The sequence below is a fragment of the Pseudomonas sp. KH_046_1 genome, assembly GCF_057839025.1.
The window spans coordinates 1,627,470-1,643,166 of sequence record NZ_CM174481.1; the positions used below are offsets into that span (position 1 = coordinate 1,627,470).

The 15,697-nt window shown below is 61.3% G+C and carries 18 protein-coding genes; 8 read left to right on the forward strand and 10 right to left on the reverse strand.

Features of this window, described 5'->3' with window-relative positions:
* Positions 1-5: 5 nt before the first annotated feature.
* Positions 6-764, reverse strand: a complete 759-nt coding sequence (locus AC3IT9_RS07345) for a helix-turn-helix transcriptional regulator (RefSeq protein ID WP_489272547.1) — start codon at positions 762-764, stop codon at positions 6-8.
* 134 nt (positions 765-898) lie between these two features.
* Between AC3IT9_RS07345 and AC3IT9_RS07350 the strand changes: the two genes are divergently transcribed.
* Positions 899-1,714, forward strand: coding sequence for a UDP-2,3-diacylglucosamine diphosphatase (locus AC3IT9_RS07350; protein ID WP_223441250.1), 816 nt, complete (start codon positions 899-901; stop codon positions 1,712-1,714).
* Positions 1,715-1,861: 147 nt separating this feature from the next.
* Here the strand turns inward: AC3IT9_RS07350 and AC3IT9_RS07355 are convergent, their stop codons facing one another.
* Together AC3IT9_RS07355 and AC3IT9_RS07360 are read right to left on the reverse strand one after the other, a co-directional pair.
* Positions 1,862-2,452, reverse strand: a complete 591-nt coding sequence (locus tag AC3IT9_RS07355; protein WP_489272548.1) for an HD domain-containing protein — start codon at positions 2,450-2,452, stop codon at positions 1,862-1,864.
* A 27-nt stretch (positions 2,453-2,479) separates the two neighbouring features.
* Entirely contained in the window at positions 2,480-2,791 is a 312-nt protein-coding gene (locus AC3IT9_RS07360; protein WP_150755729.1) for an Mpo1-like protein, read from the reverse strand.
* 159 nt (positions 2,792-2,950) lie between these two features.
* On the opposite strand from AC3IT9_RS07360, the gene AC3IT9_RS07365 reads away from it, so the two are divergent.
* Positions 2,951-4,012 carry an AraC family transcriptional regulator gene (locus AC3IT9_RS07365; protein WP_489272549.1) on the forward strand — a complete coding sequence of 354 codons (1,062 nt, stop codon included), beginning with the start codon at positions 2,951-2,953 and terminating at the stop codon, positions 4,010-4,012.
* Here AC3IT9_RS07365 and AC3IT9_RS07370 read toward each other — a convergent pair.
* On the reverse strand, positions 3,969-5,423 hold the full coding sequence (locus AC3IT9_RS07370; protein ID WP_150756681.1) for a TrkH family potassium uptake protein: 1,455 nt from the start codon (positions 5,421-5,423) through the stop codon (positions 3,969-3,971). The genes AC3IT9_RS07365 and AC3IT9_RS07370 overlap by 44 nt on opposite strands.
* Positions 5,424-5,543: 120 nt before the next feature.
* Here AC3IT9_RS07370 and AC3IT9_RS07375 point away from each other — a divergent pair, with 120 nt between their 5' ends.
* Entirely contained in the window at positions 5,544-6,110 is a 567-nt protein-coding gene (locus AC3IT9_RS07375) for an NAD(P)H nitroreductase (RefSeq protein ID WP_489272550.1), read from the forward strand.
* A 107-nt stretch (positions 6,111-6,217) separates the two neighbouring features.
* On the opposite strand, the gene AC3IT9_RS07380 is transcribed toward AC3IT9_RS07375, so the two are convergent.
* From AC3IT9_RS07380 to AC3IT9_RS07405, 6 genes are all read right to left on the reverse strand, one after another.
* Entirely contained in the window at positions 6,218-7,561 is a 1,344-nt protein-coding gene (locus AC3IT9_RS07380) for a sensor histidine kinase (RefSeq protein ID WP_489272551.1), read from the reverse strand.
* A gap of 174 nt (positions 7,562-7,735) precedes the next feature.
* On the reverse strand, positions 7,736-8,185 hold the full coding sequence (locus AC3IT9_RS07385) for a Spy/CpxP family protein refolding chaperone (protein WP_458370839.1): 450 nt from the start codon (positions 8,183-8,185) through the stop codon (positions 7,736-7,738).
* Positions 8,186-8,327: 142 nt separating this feature from the next.
* Positions 8,328-9,005: a response regulator transcription factor gene (locus AC3IT9_RS07390; protein ID WP_150724419.1), complete on the reverse strand. Its 678-nt coding sequence runs from the start codon at positions 9,003-9,005 to the stop codon at positions 8,328-8,330.
* Between the two features lie 7 nt (positions 9,006-9,012).
* Positions 9,013-9,426: an SH3 domain-containing protein gene (locus tag AC3IT9_RS07395; RefSeq protein WP_150724420.1), complete on the reverse strand. Its 414-nt coding sequence runs from the start codon at positions 9,424-9,426 to the stop codon at positions 9,013-9,015.
* Between the two features lie 123 nt (positions 9,427-9,549).
* Entirely contained in the window at positions 9,550-9,849 is a 300-nt protein-coding gene (locus AC3IT9_RS07400; RefSeq protein ID WP_489272552.1) for a YciI family protein, read from the reverse strand.
* A gap of 1 nt (position 9,850) precedes the next feature.
* Positions 9,851-10,447 carry a septation protein A gene (locus tag AC3IT9_RS07405; protein ID WP_150724421.1) on the reverse strand — a complete coding sequence of 199 codons (597 nt, stop codon included), beginning with the start codon at positions 10,445-10,447 and terminating at the stop codon, positions 9,851-9,853.
* An 87-nt stretch (positions 10,448-10,534) separates the two neighbouring features.
* Here AC3IT9_RS07405 and AC3IT9_RS07410 point away from each other — a divergent pair, with 87 nt between their 5' ends.
* The 5 genes from AC3IT9_RS07410 (at position 10,535) to rluB (ending at position 15,355) form a co-directional block, all read left to right on the forward strand.
* Positions 10,535-11,398 carry a PHP domain-containing protein gene (locus AC3IT9_RS07410; RefSeq protein WP_046037738.1) on the forward strand — a complete coding sequence of 288 codons (864 nt, stop codon included), beginning with the start codon at positions 10,535-10,537 and terminating at the stop codon, positions 11,396-11,398.
* Positions 11,399-11,411: 13 nt separating this feature from the next.
* Complete coding sequence (locus tag AC3IT9_RS07415; RefSeq protein ID WP_032829738.1) at positions 11,412-12,041, forward strand: L-threonylcarbamoyladenylate synthase; 630 nt, start codon at positions 11,412-11,414, stop codon at positions 12,039-12,041.
* On the forward strand, positions 12,042-12,860 hold the full coding sequence (locus AC3IT9_RS07420; protein ID WP_007984128.1) for a segregation and condensation protein A: 819 nt from the start codon (positions 12,042-12,044) through the stop codon (positions 12,858-12,860). It abuts the gene before it with no gap.
* 11 nt (positions 12,861-12,871) lie between these two features.
* On the forward strand, positions 12,872-13,861 hold the full coding sequence (gene scpB, locus AC3IT9_RS07425; RefSeq protein WP_489272553.1) for an SMC-Scp complex subunit ScpB: 990 nt from the start codon (positions 12,872-12,874) through the stop codon (positions 13,859-13,861).
* 273 nt (positions 13,862-14,134) lie between these two features.
* Positions 14,135-15,355: a 23S rRNA pseudouridine(2605) synthase RluB gene (gene rluB / locus AC3IT9_RS07430; protein ID WP_150753452.1), complete on the forward strand. Its 1,221-nt coding sequence runs from the start codon at positions 14,135-14,137 to the stop codon at positions 15,353-15,355.
* The last annotated feature ends 342 nt before the right edge of the window (positions 15,356-15,697 follow it).

Genomic DNA, 15,697 nt, shown 5'->3' on the forward strand with positions numbered 1-15,697 from the left:
TCGCGTTATTTGTCGCCAGCCTCGCGCCGCAGTTTTCCGGGGGATGCCCCGAACTCGCGCAGCACCGCCGCCGCAAAGGCACTCTGGGAGCTGTAGCCGACGCGGCTGGCAATCTCGCCGATGGGCAGCGCCGAGTTGCGCAGCAAGCCCACAGCGATGTGCAGACGTCGGCTGCGGATATAGTCCATCGGCGTCTGCCCGCATTCGGCCACGAACCGCGCATGCAAACGGGCACTGGAAAGGCCGGCTATCCGGGCCAGGTCGGCCACTTGCAGCGGGTACGCCGCGTACTGATCGATGTGCGCGTTCAGCGCGGCATAGGGCAGGCGTCGACCGCCGACCGCGTCGGGCCTGGCGTTGTTGAGACTGGCCAGTAACAGCACCGCGCCTTGTTGAGCGATCAGCGGATCATCGACCGGACTGTTCGCCAGCCAACTGACCAATTGGCTTTGCCCGGCGTCCAGGGGCAGGCGCCCGGCGTTGTCGAGCAAGCGTCGGCTGGACTCGGCGTGATCGCCCAACGACTGGGCAACCCATTGTTCGCCGGGTACATCCAGCACCAGGCAGCGGCTGCCATTGGCGCTGCCACACGCGTGATGCGCCCCGGAGGGCACCACCACGAAACTCTGCTGCACCACTTGGCTGCCACGGCCGTCGACCTCGAAATCCAGCGCGCCCGAAAGCCCGAACACCAGTTGCGCGTGTTCGTGGCTGTGGACGATCAGGTCGTGGCTGTATTGGCGAAGCGTGAGGATCGGTCTCATCGCAGGTCTCCCGGTTCAGGGCGTCAGTCTACACCGAGCGGACCAACAAACGCTGTCACAGGACTGACTTGACTCTGTCATGGACCATTAACCGGCTCGGGGCAGACTTGGCAAAACTTGCCAGAGGGTTGCCCATGACCAGCGCCGAGCTCGCCAAACCCACCCGTAAACAACGCGTACGGACTTTATGGATTTCCGACGTGCATTTGGGCACCCGGGATTGCCAGGCTGAACACCTGTCGCAGTTTCTCAAGAGCTACCACGCAGACAAGATCTACCTGGTCGGCGACATCATCGACGGTTGGAAACTGCGCGGCGGCATGTACTGGCCACAAGCGCACACCAACGTCATCCGTCGCCTGCTGACCATGAGCAAGCGTGGCACCGAGGTGATCTACGTCACCGGCAACCACGATGAATTCCTGCGCCGCTATTCCAAGCTGATCCTGGGCAATATCCAGTTGGTCGACGAAGCCGTGCACGTCACCGCCGACGGCCGGCACCTGCTGGTGATCCATGGCGACCAGTTCGATGTGATCACCCGTTACCATCGCTGGCTGGCGTTTCTCGGTGACTCGGCCTACGAATTCACCCTGACCCTCAACCGCTGGCTCAATCATTGGCGCGCGCGATATGGCTACGGCTACTGGTCGCTGTCGGCCTACCTCAAGCACAAGGTGAAAAGCGCGGTCAGCTTCATCAGCGACTTCGAAGAAGCCATCGCCCATGAATGCGTCAAGCGCGAGCTGCACGGTGTGGTGTGCGGGCACATTCACCATGCCGAGATTCGCAAGGTCGGCGAGGTGGACTATCTCAATTGCGGCGACTGGGTGGAATCGTGCACCGCGTTGATCGAGCACTGGGATGGTTCGATCGAGTTGTATCGCCTGGCGGATGCCCAGGCGCGCGAGGCGCAGTTGAAGGCGGCCAGGGTTGCAGAGTTGGCCTGATAGTCATTCGGTGTTTGTACTGGCCTCTTCGCGGGCAAGCCCGCTCCCACAGGTTTTGCGGTGTCCACAGATTCTGTGTTCGCAACAAATCCACTGTGGGAGCGGGCTTGCCCGCGAATGGACCGCAAAGCGGTCCCGCTGGGTCTGTCAGGCTGGGGAATGTTCTTCCATCGCCGCCTTGTAAATCGAGTTCCTGGGGTGCGCAAACAAGCGCTCCATCATCGGCTCGAAAAAGCTCAATGGCAGCGTGTCGTACGCCGGATCAAACGCCGCCGCATCGTATTTGGCGCAGAATTCGACGGTCGCCTGGTACTGCGGATGGTCCTGGAATTGCTCACGCAGATGCCGGTCCATGCCCAGGTGATGGAAGAAGTAGTAGCCCTGGAAAATCCCGTGCTTTTCCACCATCCACAAGTTATCGGCGCTGACGAACGGCTTGAGGATCGCCGCCGCGATGTCCGGGTGGTTGTAGGAACCCAGGGTGTCGCCGATATCGTGGAGCAGGGCGCAGATCACGTACTCTTCGTCGCGGCCATCGCGCCAGGCGCGGGTGGCGGTTTGCAGGGAGTGGGTCAGGCGATCCACCGGGAAGCCGCCAAAATCCCCCTCCAGCAACTTCAGGTGCGCCACAATCCGTGCAGGCAATTGTCTTGCATAGGCACTGAAGTCCGCGGCGATGATCGCCCAGTCTTCCTGCGTTCCGTCCTTCATGTGGGTGAAGCGGGCATTGGCATTCATAGGCAACTCTCTTGTGACGGATGTCAGCTAGAACGGAACGCGCCCCAGAACCATGTCCCGGTACATGACAAAATCGCCGAGCAGGCTATAGAAGGGGTGTTGGAAGGTTGCCGGGCGGTTCTTCTCGAAGAAGAAATGCCCGACCCAGGCAAAGCTGTAACCTGCCAGTGGCAGGGTCCACAACAGCATCCATGCTCCACGACCAATGGTCAGCGACAGAATCAAGATAACCAGGGTCGTGCCGATAAAGTGTAAACGGCGACAGGTGCTGTTGCTGTGCTCGCTGAGGTAGTAAGGATAGAACTCAGCGAAGCTGTTGAAGCGTTTGACGTTTTCCACGACTGCGATCTCTGTGGTTATTGTTCTTGCTGCAAGTTGTTCTGTGGGTAGCTTATTTGAGTCTAGAGTGATCAATGGCATCAGCCAGTGACAATAGGCGCCACTTTAGTATCCTTCGGTCAATAGCCGTAGCATGCGGCCACCATGTAAGAAAACGCCATGAGCGAACGAACGACTTCTGCAAGCTGGGCGATGGGGATTGTCAAAGCGTTGGAGATGGACGGCCTGGATTGCCGGGCTCTGTTCAAACAGCTGGGGCTCGACTACGCGGCACTGGATGATCCGGATGCACGCTTCCCGCAAGATTCCATGACACGGCTGTGGCAGCGCGCGGTCGAGCTGTCCGGCAACCCGGCCATCGGCCTGAACATGGGCAAGGTGGTGCGACCGGCGCAGTTTCATGTGACCGGTTACGCCTTGATGTCCAGCCAGACCCTGGCCGAAGGCTTTCAGCGACTGGTGCGCTATCAGCGGATCATCGCCGAAAGTGCCGACCTGAGTTTCCAGCTGCTGGAGGAAGGCTACGCGTTGATTCTGATGGTGCATGGCGACCATCTGCCGCCGACCCGACAAAGCGCCGAAGCTTCAATGGCCTGTGCCTTGGCGCTGTGCGGCTGGTTGACCGGGCGTACGTTGCAACCACGCCAAGTGTTGTTGCAAGGTGCCGAGCCGGCCAACCTGGAACCCTATAGACAAGCCTTCCATGCTCCGCTGGTGTTCAACGCGCCTTACGATGCACTGATTTTCGAACGCGCCGATATGGAAGCGCCGCTGCCGACGGCCAACGAGGCAATGGCGTTGCTGCATGACCGCTTTGCCGGTGAATACCTGGCGCGCTTTTCCGAAAGCCGCGTGACCCACAAGGCGCGGCAGGTGTTGTGCCGTCTGCTGCCCCAAGGCGAGCCCAAGCGCGACACCGTGGCGCAGACGCTGCATCTGTCCCAGCGCACCTTGCAGCGGCGCTTGCAGGAAGAGGGCACGAGTTTTCAGGCGCTGCTGGACGATACCCGGCGTGAGCTGGCCGAGCAGTATCTGGCGCAACCGAGCATGACCTTGCTGGAAATTGCCTACTTGCTGGGGTTTGCCGATCCGAGCAACTTTTTCCGTGCTTTCCGCCGCTGGTTCGATGCCACACCCGGCGAGTACCGGATGCGGCTGATGCAATCAGCTGAAGCGGTCAATGACGCCAAAATGCCGGAATACAAAGCACAAACACCGTAATGATCTCCAGCCGGCCCAGCAACATGCCGAAGGAGAGAATCCACTTGGCGGCATCCGGCAGGGTGGCGAAGTTGCCCGCCGGGCCGATGGTTTCGCCGAGCCCCGGGCCGACACCGGACACGGTACTGGCTGCGCCAGTGAGGGCGGTCATCCAGTCCACGCCGAGCAGCGACAGCAGCAGTGCGATGACACAGATGGTGATTGCAAAGAAGAACGAAAAGGTCAGGATCGACCGCACGATTTCTTCGTCGAGGCGGTGACCGTTGTACTTCTGCTTGATCACCGCGCGCGGGTGAATCAGCTGGTTAAGGTTGGCCTTGAGCAGGATATAGGCCACCTGGAAGCGGAAAATCTTGATACCGCCCGCGGTCGAGCCGGAGCAACCGCCGATAAACCCCAGGTAGAAGAACAGCATCAGCGAGAAATTGCCCCAGAGGCTGTAGTCCCCCAGTGCAAAACCGGTGGTGGTCACTACCGACGTCACGTTCAGCGCCACATGCCGCAACGCCTCCAGCCAATGCAGCTGGGTAGTCCACCAATACCAGGTGCCGAGCACCAGCCAGGTCACCAGCAGCATGCCCAGCAGGCCTTGAACCTGTTCATCCTTGATCAGCGCCCGACGGTTACCACGCAACGTGGCGACATACAGGGTGAACGGCAGGGCACCGAGAATCATGATGACGATCGCGACCCAATGCACCGCAGGCTCCGGCCACTTGGCCAAAGACTGGTCGGAGGTGGAGAAACCGCCGGTGGAAATCGCCGACATCGCGTGGTTGACTGCATCGAACGGGCTCATTCCGGCCCACCAGAACGCCAGGCTGCCGACAATGGTAATGCCGACGTAGGCCGCCACGATCAGCCGCGCCACCATGTGTGAGCGGGGCATGACTTTTTCCGAGCGGTCCGACGATTCGGTCTGGAACAGCCGCATGCCACCGATGCGCAACAGCGGCAGGATCGCCACCGCCATGCCGATAAAGCCGATGCCGCCGATCCAGTGCAGCAACGAGCGCCACATCAGGATGCCGGGGGACATGGAGTCCAGGCCGGTGAGCACGGTCGCGCCAGTGGCGGTGATGCCGGACATGCTTTCGAAGAATGAATCGGTGTAGCTGATGTGCTGGGTCAGCAGGAACGGCAGCGCGGCGAAGATGCACACCACCAGCCAACTGCTGACGGTCAGCAGGTACATGTCCCGGGGGCGCAGGTGAATGTGTTCGGGGCGCCCCGGAATCACCAGCGCCAAACCGGCGACAAAGGTGATCATGCTGGCCCAGAGGAACGACGGCAGATCGCTGGTGCGGTCGAAAATGACCAGCGTGGCCATGGGCACGACCATGGAGATCGCCAGCGTGATCAGGAAGATGCCGATGATGAAACCAATGATCCGTAAGGTCGGCAACGCCATGAGGTCCGCTCGGCTGATAGTGGAAAGGGCGCCATTCTACCTGCGGGGCAGGGCATGTAAACCGGCACTGCTGCGACAGTTACAGCTAGAATAGCCGCACAAATTTTCAGGAGGTGGCCGATGCAGGCTCTCGACGCTTTGCTCAACCGTGTTTCCGTTCCACGACTGATTGACCCTGCACCCACTGCCGAGCAGCGCGAGGTGCTGTTTGGCGCCGCCATGCGCGCCCCGGATCACGGTCACTTGCAGCCTTGGCGTTTCCTGACAGTGGAAGGCGCGGCGCGTGAGCAAATGGGCGAGTTGCTGGCCGAAGCGGCGAAATTGCAAGACAGCGAAGTCGGCGAAGCGGCCATCGACAAGGCGCGCAATGGTCCGCTGCGGGCACCGTTGGTGGTAGTGGTGATCGCTCGCGTGCAGGATCACGTCAAATATCCGAAGTCCGAGCAGTTGCTGGCGGCAGGCTGCGCGGCCCACGGGATTTTGCTCGCGGCCTATGCGCAGGGCATTGGCGCTGTGTGGCGTACCGGTGACCTGGCTTACTCGGCCCATGTGGCCAAGGGCTTGGGTTTGGCTGAGGGGGAAGAGGTGATTGCCTTCCTGTATCTGGGCACGCCGCAGAAAGAACCGCGAGTGGCCGAGAAAGTCGACCTGGCCGAATTCGTCAGCGCCTGGCCCGGTAAAGCCTGACACCGAATAACCTGTGGGAGCGGGCCTGCTCGCGAAGAGGTCGTGTCAGTCGACATCAATATTGCCTGACACACCGCCTTCGCGAGCAGGCCCGCTCCCACAACGGTTCAGGGCTGAACCACAGCCCCCGGCACCAACGGCAATTCCAGGCTGGCAATAAACCCGCCTTCCGGGTGATTGGCCAGCACCAGGCTGCCGCCATGTCGCTCCGCCGCGCGCCGGGCGATGGCCAAGCCCAGGCCATGTCCGGCCGCGGTCTGCCCCGGCGCCCGATAGAACGGCTCACCGAGCTGGTTCAAATATTCGGCACTGACCCCCGGCCCGTGATCGCGCACGGTCACAACGATCCGCTCCCCCTGACGCAACGCCTGCATTTCGATCGGTAGGCCACCCACCGGATTGAAACGCTGGGCGTTGCGCAGCAAATTGTCCACGGCCCGTTCGATCATGGTCGGCCAGCCCTTCAGATTCAGTTGCGATTCGGCTTCGAGGTGGACCAGTTGCTCGGGTGAACCGAGTTGCGCATCCTTTTGCAGGCTATTGAGCAAGGTGTTCAGGTCCACCTCTTCGGCACTGGCGTTATCGGAGTCGACCCGCGCCAGTACCAGGATTTCGCTGATCAGCGCTTCCAGTCGGTCGCACTCGCGGGTCAGGCGCGGCCACAACTGTTCCCGTTCTTGCGGAGTGGCCCGTTCGGCCAACGCCAGCGCGATACGCAGACGGGCGAGGGGTGAGCGCAGTTCGTGGGACACATCCCGCAGCAGTTGTCGCTGACTGCCAATCAGGCTTTGCAGGCGCGCGCCCATGCGGTTGAAGTCGTTGGCCAGGACGCCGAACTCATCGCGACGGTTGGCCAGCTTGACCAGGCTGTTCTGTTGATACGTGGTCTGTCCCAGGTCATGCACCGCGCCACGCAGACGGCTGAGCGGGCGAGTGATGGAAAAGGTCACCAGCAGGCTGAACAGGGTCAGCACCACCAGGGCAATTCCCAGGGCACTCAGCGGCCAGAGCAGGCTCTCGCGGTGCCAGGCGTTCAGTTCCGGATGCGGGATGCGGTAGATGAACAGGTAGGTGTCACCGGTTTTTTCGCTGGTGAACTCATCGGTCAGACGCCGCCATGGCAGGCGCCGGTCATCCTTGTTCTGGCGCGCCTCAAAGGCCGCCGCACGTTTGGGAAAGGTACCGCGCACCACCGGATCGCCGCTTTCGTTAAGCACCTGAACGTCGATGTGATACTGGCGTTTGCGTTGCTGGAGAATGTCCTGGGCGGCGTCTTCACCCTGGCTTTCGTAGGTTTGCGTCCACTCTTCGGCCAGCGTGTTGAGGCCCGGGTGGCGGCTGAGAATCCAGGCGTCCTGGTTGAGCATGTGCCCGAGCAGGATGGAAAGCCCTGCAACCAGAGCGATGGCCAGCCAGAAGCTGGCCAGGATACGCCAGAACAATGAACGCACGGAAAATCCTCGAACGATCACAAATCCATGTGGGAGCGAGCCTGCTCGCGATGGCGGTTTTTCAGTCACGTTGATGTTGAACGTGCTGACGCTATCGCGAGCAGGCTCGCTCCCACAGTGAATTGTGTGGTGTCAGGCCCAGCGGTGAAAACCGTTGGGCCCGGGGTTAGTGCATTATTGCGCCTTTTGCGGTTGTTGCGCTTTCCAGGCCTTGAACTCGGTCCACTCGGCGCGGCGTTCAGCTTGTTTTTTCTGGATCTCGTCGAATTTCTTCTGTTGATCCGGTTTCAGCAAGGCGCGCACGTCCGCTTCAGCTTTCTTGTGGTTGGCGGCCATCTCGTCCTTCATGGCTTTCTGGTCGGCTGGCGAGAGCTTCTCCAGGTACTTATCGACCAGTTGCTTACGCTCGTGCATCTGCTCGCCCATGATCTTACGGATCTGCTCGCGCTGTTCGCGGCTCAGGTCCAGTTCACTGTACGGGCCTTTGCCGTGCATGCCGTGCATCTGACCGCCGTGGCGCGAACCGTCCATCGACCCATCCATGGGGCCAGCGCCTTCAGGCATGGCCATGGCAACGGTCGGCAGGGCAGCAGCGAACATCAGAGCGATAAGAGTCTTGCGCATGGTGTATCTCCTTGTCTCGTTCCCGGTACGTTCCGGATGAGTACAGATTACGCAGATCAAGGTCAGCGGCGGTCAGCGGAGGGTAAAGCTTTGGTAAACATGATTTTCGGCTGACCTGACAAAGCGGCAGCTCCTACGGGGTTCAGAGGCTGTAGTAATAGCCGCGGCTGCGCAGGGCAACGATGCGCGGTCGGCCATCGGGGTGTGGGCCGATCTTCTTGCGCAGGTTGCTGACATGCATGTCCAGGCTGCGGTCGTACAGGGTCAGCTTGCGGCCGAGGGCGATCTGCGCCAGTTCCTGTTTGTCCAGGGGTTCGCCGGGTTGCTTGAGCAAGGCTTCCAGCAGGCGGCTTTCGGAGACGGTGAGGGTGAATTCCTGTTCGTCGATGCTGACCACACCGCGCACCGGGCTGAAACACAGGTCGCCCAGTTGCATCTGGCTGGACACCGCTGCCGGGTGGCTACGGCGCAGGACTGCGCGCAGGCGGGCGGTCAGTTCCCGTGGATCGCAGGGTTTGGCCAGGTAATCGTCGGCGCCGAGCTCCAGGCCGAGGATACGGTCCAGGGGCTCGCCCCGGGCCGAGAGCATCAGCACCGGCAAATCCGGGTGGTCGCTGCGCAACTGCTTGAGCAGTTCCAGGCCGCTGCCATCGGGCAACATCACATCCAGCACTACGGCCGCCGGGGCGGTTTCGGCCAGCGCGCGGCGTGCGCTCTGGCCGTCGTGACAGGCACGTACCTGAAACCCTTCCTGGCTCAGCCAACTGCTCAGGAGCTCACACAGTTCCTGGTCATCATCAATAAGTAACAGCTCGCTCATGACTCACTCAATTTAGCCATTGTCGACGTTTTCGACTTGCTCCACTGGCGAAGATACCGCAGAGCAGAGCCAATAGCGCTACCCCGGCGCCAATGACGAACCATTGTTGCTGGTCGGTCAGCAGGCGCGGCAGCGGACTGCTGGCCTGGGCTTCCTTGAGTTGCAGCTTCAAACGCTGGTTCTCCTGGCGCAACCGGGCCAGCAGCGGGCTTTCGCGTTCGCTCTCGGCAGTTTGCAATTGTTTGTTCAGATCTTCCCGTTGCCGTTCGCTTTCTTTCAAGCGTTGCTGCAGCTCGGTGATCTGGCTGCCGGCGCTCAAGGACAGAGGCGTCGAATTGCCACCCTCGGCGTATTCTTCACCGTGGGCGGGCGCCCCGATCGACAACGTGACCAACATCAGACACAACGGACCCTTGCGCATGGCGACTCCTGGTTCCAATACGAGTATTGGGGAAGTTGTCGGCCGGCAAACGAGAATAATGAGCGATTGAGAACGCGATGAACCGATATGGTTCAGCGCGTGGGGGCAGTTGAAAGAAGAAAGTTACGGAAGGACTTGCTTGAACGGCTTGACCAGCACGTTGGCGTAGACGCCTGCGGCGATGTACGGATCGGCGTCGGCCCAGGCCTGGGCAGCGCTCAGGGAGTCGAATTCGGCGACGATCAGGCTGCCGGTGAAACCCGCAGCGCCCGGATCATTGCTGTCGATCGCCGGGTGTGGGCCGGCCAATACGATGCGACCTTCGCCCTTGAGCAGTTGCAGGCGCTCGAGGTGTGCAGGCCGTGCGGCCAGGCGGGCTTCCAGGGAGTTGGCGACGTCTGTGGCAATGATTGCGTAAAGCATGTCAGTCCTCGGTTTTAGGCGATGTGGTATCGGCGTCGTGCAGATGGCGGGACAGGTAGATGCCCTGGCCGACCAGGAACAGCAAAGTCATGCCCAGGCTGCCGAAGACCTTGAAGTCGACCCAGTAGCTCTGGAAGGTGAACGCGACAAACAGGTTGGCGGCACCGCAAAACAGGAAGAAGGCGATCCAGGCGATGTTCAGGCGCGTCCACACCGGCTCCGGCAGGGTCAGCGCGTGACCCATGATGCGTTTGATCAGCAGGCTGTCCCCGACGAAGTGGCTGCCGATGAACGCCAGGGCGAACAGCCAGTTGACCACCGGGGCTTTCCACTTCAGGAACGTCTCGCTGTGGAACGCCAGGGTCAGGCTGCCGAAGACCAGGCAGGCGATCAGGGTCAGCCACTGGCTCTTCTCCAGCTTGCGCTGCTTGATGAACAGTGTGCCGTAGACCGCCAGGGAACTGACGATCAGCATCGCGGTGGCGCTGTAGATACCGCCTACAGTGACCTCATGACCGGCGATGTCGACGACCCGTGGGTCGATTTTGAAGACGATGAAAAACAGCAGGAGCGGGATGAAATCGATGAATTGTTTCACAGTGGCAGCCAGAAGCAGGATGTGGCGGCATAATAACAAACATATGGGCGCGCGATAGCGCCAGCTGATTTGAGGTTACAAAGCCCTGTGAATGTTGATTTGCACTGCCATAGCACGGCCTCCGATGGCGCCCTGGCGCCTGCGGTTCTGGTGGCGCGGGCGTTCGAGAAAGGCGTGCGAGTCCTGGCCTTGACCGATCACGACACCCTTGAGGGCCTCGACGAGGCCCGGCACGCGGCCACCGCGCTGGGAATGCAACTGGTCAATGGCGTCGAATTGTCCTGCACCTGGGGCGGCGCAACCATTCATGTCCTGGGCTACGGTTTTGACGTGAACGCCGCGCCGTTGGTCGAGGCCATCGCCAGATTGCATGATGGCCGCTGGCTACGTTCCGAGGAAATCAGCCGCAAACTGGCGCTCAAAGGCATGCCGGGGGCGCTGGATGGCGCCCGAGAGATCCAGCAGGAACTGGGCGACAGCGGCAATGCGCCGGCCCGCCCGCATTTCGCCGACTGGATGGTGCGTGAAGGTTTCGTCAAGGATCGCGCCGAGGCGTTCCGCAAATGGCTGGGCGCCGGCAAGCTGGGTGACGTCAAGCAACACTGGCCGACCCTGGAAGAAACCGTCGAAACCCTGCGCGCAGCCAAGGCCTGGGTCAGCCTGGCACACCCTTGGCACTACGAATTCACCCGAAGCAAGCGCCGTCGTCTGATTGCCGACTATATTCAAGCGGGGGGCCACGCCATCGAAGTGGTCAATGGTTACCAGCCTGCCGAGCAAGTGGGCAGCTTGGCCATTCTGGCCCGCGAGTTCGGTCTGCTGGTCAGCGCCGGCAGTGATTTTCATGGCCCTGGAGGCTGGTCGGAGATCGGTGAATACCGGCCACTCCCGGAGGATCTGCCGCCGCTATGGTGTCGATTCAAACATGACCCAGTTATTGCCGCCGTCTGAACAGGTAGAGAATGTGAGTCAATTTTTCCAGATTCATCCGGAAAACCCGCAAGCGCGCCTGATCAAACAGGCAGTCGAAATCATCCGCAAGGGCGGGGTGGTGATTTATCCCACGGACTCTTCCTACGCCATAGGTTGCCAGATCGGCGACAAGGTGGCCGTGGAGCGCGTTCGGCGCCTGCGACAGCTGGATGAAAAACACAACTTCGCGCTGATCTGCAGCGACCTGTCGCAACTGGGCCTGTTCGCCAAGATCGACACCGGCACGTTCCGAATTCTCAAGGCCCATCTGCCGGGACCGTATACCTTCATTCTCAACGCCACCCGCGAAGTACCGCGGCTGTTGTTGCACCCGAAGAAACGCACCATCGGCCTGCGTGTGCCGAGCCACCCGATTGCCCTGGCGCTGCTGGCTGAACTGGGCGAACCGTTGATGAGCGTGACCCTGATCATGCCTGGCGATGAAGATCCGTTGAGCGACCCGCACGAAATGCGCCAGTTGCTCGAACACCAGGTCGATCTGATCATCGACGGCGGTTTCGGCGGGATCAAGGCGTCCACCGTGATCAGCCTCGCCGACGGCGAGCCGGAAGTCATTCGCGTTGGTTGCGGCGACCCTGCGCCGTTCATGGTCGAGGCCTAAATGTCCGCAGTAGAGCCCGTCGACAGTCAGGCCGGAGCCCAGCAGGAGCTGCCCTTCGCCATGGTCTATGGCCAGGCGGTCATGGAAATGCCGCTGGACCTGTACATCCCGCCGGATGCCCTCGAGGTCTTTCTCGAGGCGTTCGAAGGCCCGCTCGACCTGCTGCTGTATCTGATCCGCAAACAGAACATCAACATCCTCGACATCCCGGTGGCGGAAATCACTCGCCAGTACATGGGCTACGTCGAGTTGATGCAGTCGGTGCGCCTGGAACTGGCCGCCGAATACCTGGTGATGGCCGCGATGCTGGCCGAGATCAAGTCGCGGATGCTGCTGCCACGGGCCGAAACCGTCGAAGACGAAGAGGAAGACCCGCGCGCCGAACTGATCCGCCGCTTGCAGGAGTACGAGCGTTTCAAGGCTGCCGCCGAAGGCATCGACGGCCTGAGTCGCGTCGGTCGTGATGTGGTGGTGCCCAAGCTTGACGCTCCGGAGGCCCGGGCGCGCAAGCTGCTACCAGACGTGCGTCTTTCCGAGTTGCTGCTGTCGATGGCCGAGGTCTTGCGCCGTGGCGACATGTTCGAAAGCCATCAGGTCAGCCGCGAGGCGCTGTCGACCCGCGAACGCATGAGCGATGTGCTGGAACGCCTCAAGGGCGGCGGTTTCGTGCCGTTTGTCGAGCTGTTCACCGCTGAAGAAGGGCGCCTGGGGGTGGTGGTGACCTTCATGGCGATCCTTGAATTGGTCAAGGAATCGCTGGTCGAGCTGGTGCAGAATGAGCCATTTGCCGCGATCCACGTGCGAGCCCGAGCCGAATAACGAGTCGAAACATGAACCTGACTGAACCCCGTGATCTGGCACCCTTGCTTGAAGCCTTTCTGTTGGCCTCGGGAAAACCGCAATCTCTGGAAAGCCTGTTCGAACTCTTCGAGGAAGGCGAGCGCCCGGAACCGCCGGTCTTCAAGAAGGCCCTGACGATTCTCGCCAAGTCCTGCGATGGCCGCGCGTTTGAACTCAAGGAAGTGGCCTCGGGGTATCGCCTGCAGATTCGCGAGAAGTTTGCGCCGTGGGTCGGGCGCCTGTGGGAAGAGCGCCCGCAGCGTTACTCCCGGGCCATGCTGGAAACCATGGCCCTGATTGCCTATCGCCAGCCGATCACCCGTGGCGAAATCGAAGACGTGCGGGGCGTGGCGGTCAACAGCAACATCGTCAAGACCTTGATGGAGCGCGAGTGGATCCGCATCGTCGGCTACCGCGACGTGCCCGGCAAACCGGCGATGTTCGCCACCACCAAGGCATTCCTCGATCACTTCAACCTGAAGAACCTCGACGACCTGCCGCCGCTGGCGGAACTGCGCGAGCTGGAGCCGGATCCGGTGCTCGATTTCGACGACGCTCCCGTACCCGCCGGGCTGCAAGCGTTGGCCGATGCCAGCGCCGAGCCGGAAGAGCCCAAGGAAGAGACCAGTTTCCACACGCTGTTGCTGGAACTGGACAGTATGGAAGAGGGGATCAAGACCGACTTCGACGACTTGTTGCGTGATGGCGCGCCGCCTGAGTTCGATCCGGAGCAACCGGTTATCGAGCCAGAAGTCGAAGCGGCACAGCCCGAGCCTGAACCGGAAGGCGAGCCAGAACCCGAAATCGAGCCGGAGCAGGACGACGACATCCTCGGCGTTGCCGAAGCCCGGGAAAAACTCCTGGCCGCGGTTGCCGCCCTCGAACAGCCGAAACCCGAGCCGGAACTGTCGGACGAAGAAGCCGAAGCCCAGGCCCTGGCCGAGGCCATCGAAGCAGAACGCCGCGAACTTGAAGATTGACACGGACCCTGTGGGAGCGAGCTTGCTCGCGATGACGGCAGTACATTCAATATCAAGGTGACTGATCCATCGCTATCGCGAGCAAGCTCGCTCCCACAGGGTTTTGTGCTCGCCGGAAGACTGCGAACCACCGGCCAGCGGAAAAACAAATAACCTTGCCTTGATCAGCTAGTCTCTGATGCGCAAACGTCCTCATGCGCGTATGATTCGCGACCCTTCGGCGATCCCTTCGCCCAAGTACCCAGTTTTCAGACCACACCGGGAGGTGCCCAGATGAGTATCAAAGACCAGCAAGACGACCAGCCAATCGGCCCAGCAGGCGAAAAACTGCAGAAAGTCCTCGCCCGTATCGGCGTCGGCTCGCGCCGTGACGTGGAAGCCTGGATCAGCCACGGCCGCATCAAGGTCAACGGCAAAGACGCCACCCTTGGCCAGCGCGTCGACATGCACGACGCCATCACCATCGATGGCAAGGTGATCAAGCGCGAAGAGGCCGCCGAGTCGGTGCGCCGCGTGATCATGTACAACAAGCCCGACGGCGAGATCTGCACCCGTGTCGACCCGGAAGGCCGCCCGACCGTGTTCGACAAGATGCCGCGCCCTAAAGAGGGTCGCTGGATCAACATCGGTCGCCTGGACATCAACACCACCGGTCTGCTGATGTTCACCACCGACGGTGAGCTGGCCAACCGCCTGATGCACCCTTCCTACGAAATGGACCGTGAATACGCGGTACGTGTGCGCGGCGAAGTCGATGACGAGATGATCGAGCGTTTGAAGGCTGGCGTGGTCCTTGAAGATGGCCCGGCCAAGTTCACCGACATCAAGCAGGCACCAGGCGGTGAAGGTTTCAACCACTGGTATCACTGCGTGGTGATGGAAGGTCGTAACCGCGAAGTTCGTCGCCTGTGGGAATCCCAGGGCCTGGTGGTCAGCCGTCTGAAGCGCGTGCGTTTCGGCCCGGTGTTCCTCAACTCGGACCTGCCGATGGGCCGCTGGCGCGAAATGAGTCAGTACGAAGTCGACATCCTGAGTGCCGAGGTCGGCCTGACGCCGGTCGCGATGCCGCAGATGAACGCCAAGAGCAAGGACAAGCTTGACCGGATGCAGCGCAAGTCGTCGCGTCCGATGGCCAAGACCGAGCGCGTGCGGACCCTGCGTCCGGCCACTGGCGCAGTCGCCGCACCTGCCGCACCTCGTGCCAGCCGCGAACCGCAGATCGAAGGCGAGCGTCCAGGGCGTAAGCCAGCCGCCCGTCAGGACGGCGAACGCGGTCCACGCACGCCACGTCCGGCCAATGGCCGTACCGAGCGTGGCGAAGGTCGTGGTACGCCGGTAGCCGATCGCCCGGCCGACACCAAGCGTCCGGCCAAGCCTGCGCCGAAGCGTCCGGGGATCAAACTGGTCGACGGTGATGCGCCATCGGGCAAGCGCCGTGGCGCACCGGCCGGTTCCGGCCAGCGTCCGGGCTTTGGTCGTCGCAAGCCGGAATAACCGGCTGAACGCTTCATAAAAACGCCAACCTTCGGGTTGGCGTTTTTTTGGGCTGGTTTTATGTCTGTGTTGTTTTTGAGGCCGCCTTCGCGGGCAAGTCGGATCGCCGCACCGCCGCTCCCACAGGGGACGGAGTTGTTCGGTTGAAATGCGGACCATTGTGGGAGCGGGCTTGCCCGCGAAGGCGATAGCGGCAACACCACACTCTCCCGAATGGAAACCCGATGTTACGGCCTGTAAAGAAAACCTGACAAAATCCACCGATTAACCCCGTGGATTCGCCACTTCCTGGATGCCGTAAGAAAACGCTTACGCATCAGCGCCTTCCTTCCCCATTCAATC

Bases quoted from the DNA above. Each gene is read 5' to 3' on its own strand.
- AC3IT9_RS07345 (WP_489272547.1), bottom strand. From the start codon at position 764: ATGAGACCGATCCTCACGCTTCGCCAATACAGCCACGACCTGATCGTC.
- AC3IT9_RS07350 (WP_223441250.1), top strand. From the start codon at position 899: ATGACCAGCGCCGAGCTCGCCAAACCCACCCGTAAACAACGCGTACGG.
- AC3IT9_RS07355 (WP_489272548.1), bottom strand. From the start codon at position 2,452: ATGAATGCCAATGCCCGCTTCACCCACATGAAGGACGGAACGCAGGAA.
- AC3IT9_RS07365 (WP_489272549.1), top strand. From the start codon at position 2,951: ATGAGCGAACGAACGACTTCTGCAAGCTGGGCGATGGGGATTGTCAAA.
- AC3IT9_RS07370 (WP_150756681.1), bottom strand. From the start codon at position 5,423: ATGGCGTTGCCGACCTTACGGATCATTGGTTTCATCATCGGCATCTTC.
- AC3IT9_RS07375 (WP_489272550.1), top strand. From the start codon at position 5,544: ATGCAGGCTCTCGACGCTTTGCTCAACCGTGTTTCCGTTCCACGACTG.
- AC3IT9_RS07385 (WP_458370839.1), bottom strand. From the start codon at position 8,185: ATGCGCAAGACTCTTATCGCTCTGATGTTCGCTGCTGCCCTGCCGACC.
- AC3IT9_RS07390 (WP_150724419.1), bottom strand. From the start codon at position 9,005: ATGAGCGAGCTGTTACTTATTGATGATGACCAGGAACTGTGTGAGCTC.
- AC3IT9_RS07395 (WP_150724420.1), bottom strand. From the start codon at position 9,426: ATGCGCAAGGGTCCGTTGTGTCTGATGTTGGTCACGTTGTCGATCGGG.
- AC3IT9_RS07400 (WP_489272552.1), bottom strand. From the start codon at position 9,849: ATGCTTTACGCAATCATTGCCACAGACGTCGCCAACTCCCTGGAAGCC.
- AC3IT9_RS07420 (WP_007984128.1), top strand. From the start codon at position 12,042: ATGTCCGCAGTAGAGCCCGTCGACAGTCAGGCCGGAGCCCAGCAGGAG.
- scpB (WP_489272553.1), top strand. From the start codon at position 12,872: ATGAACCTGACTGAACCCCGTGATCTGGCACCCTTGCTTGAAGCCTTT.
- rluB (WP_150753452.1), top strand. From the start codon at position 14,135: ATGAGTATCAAAGACCAGCAAGACGACCAGCCAATCGGCCCAGCAGGC.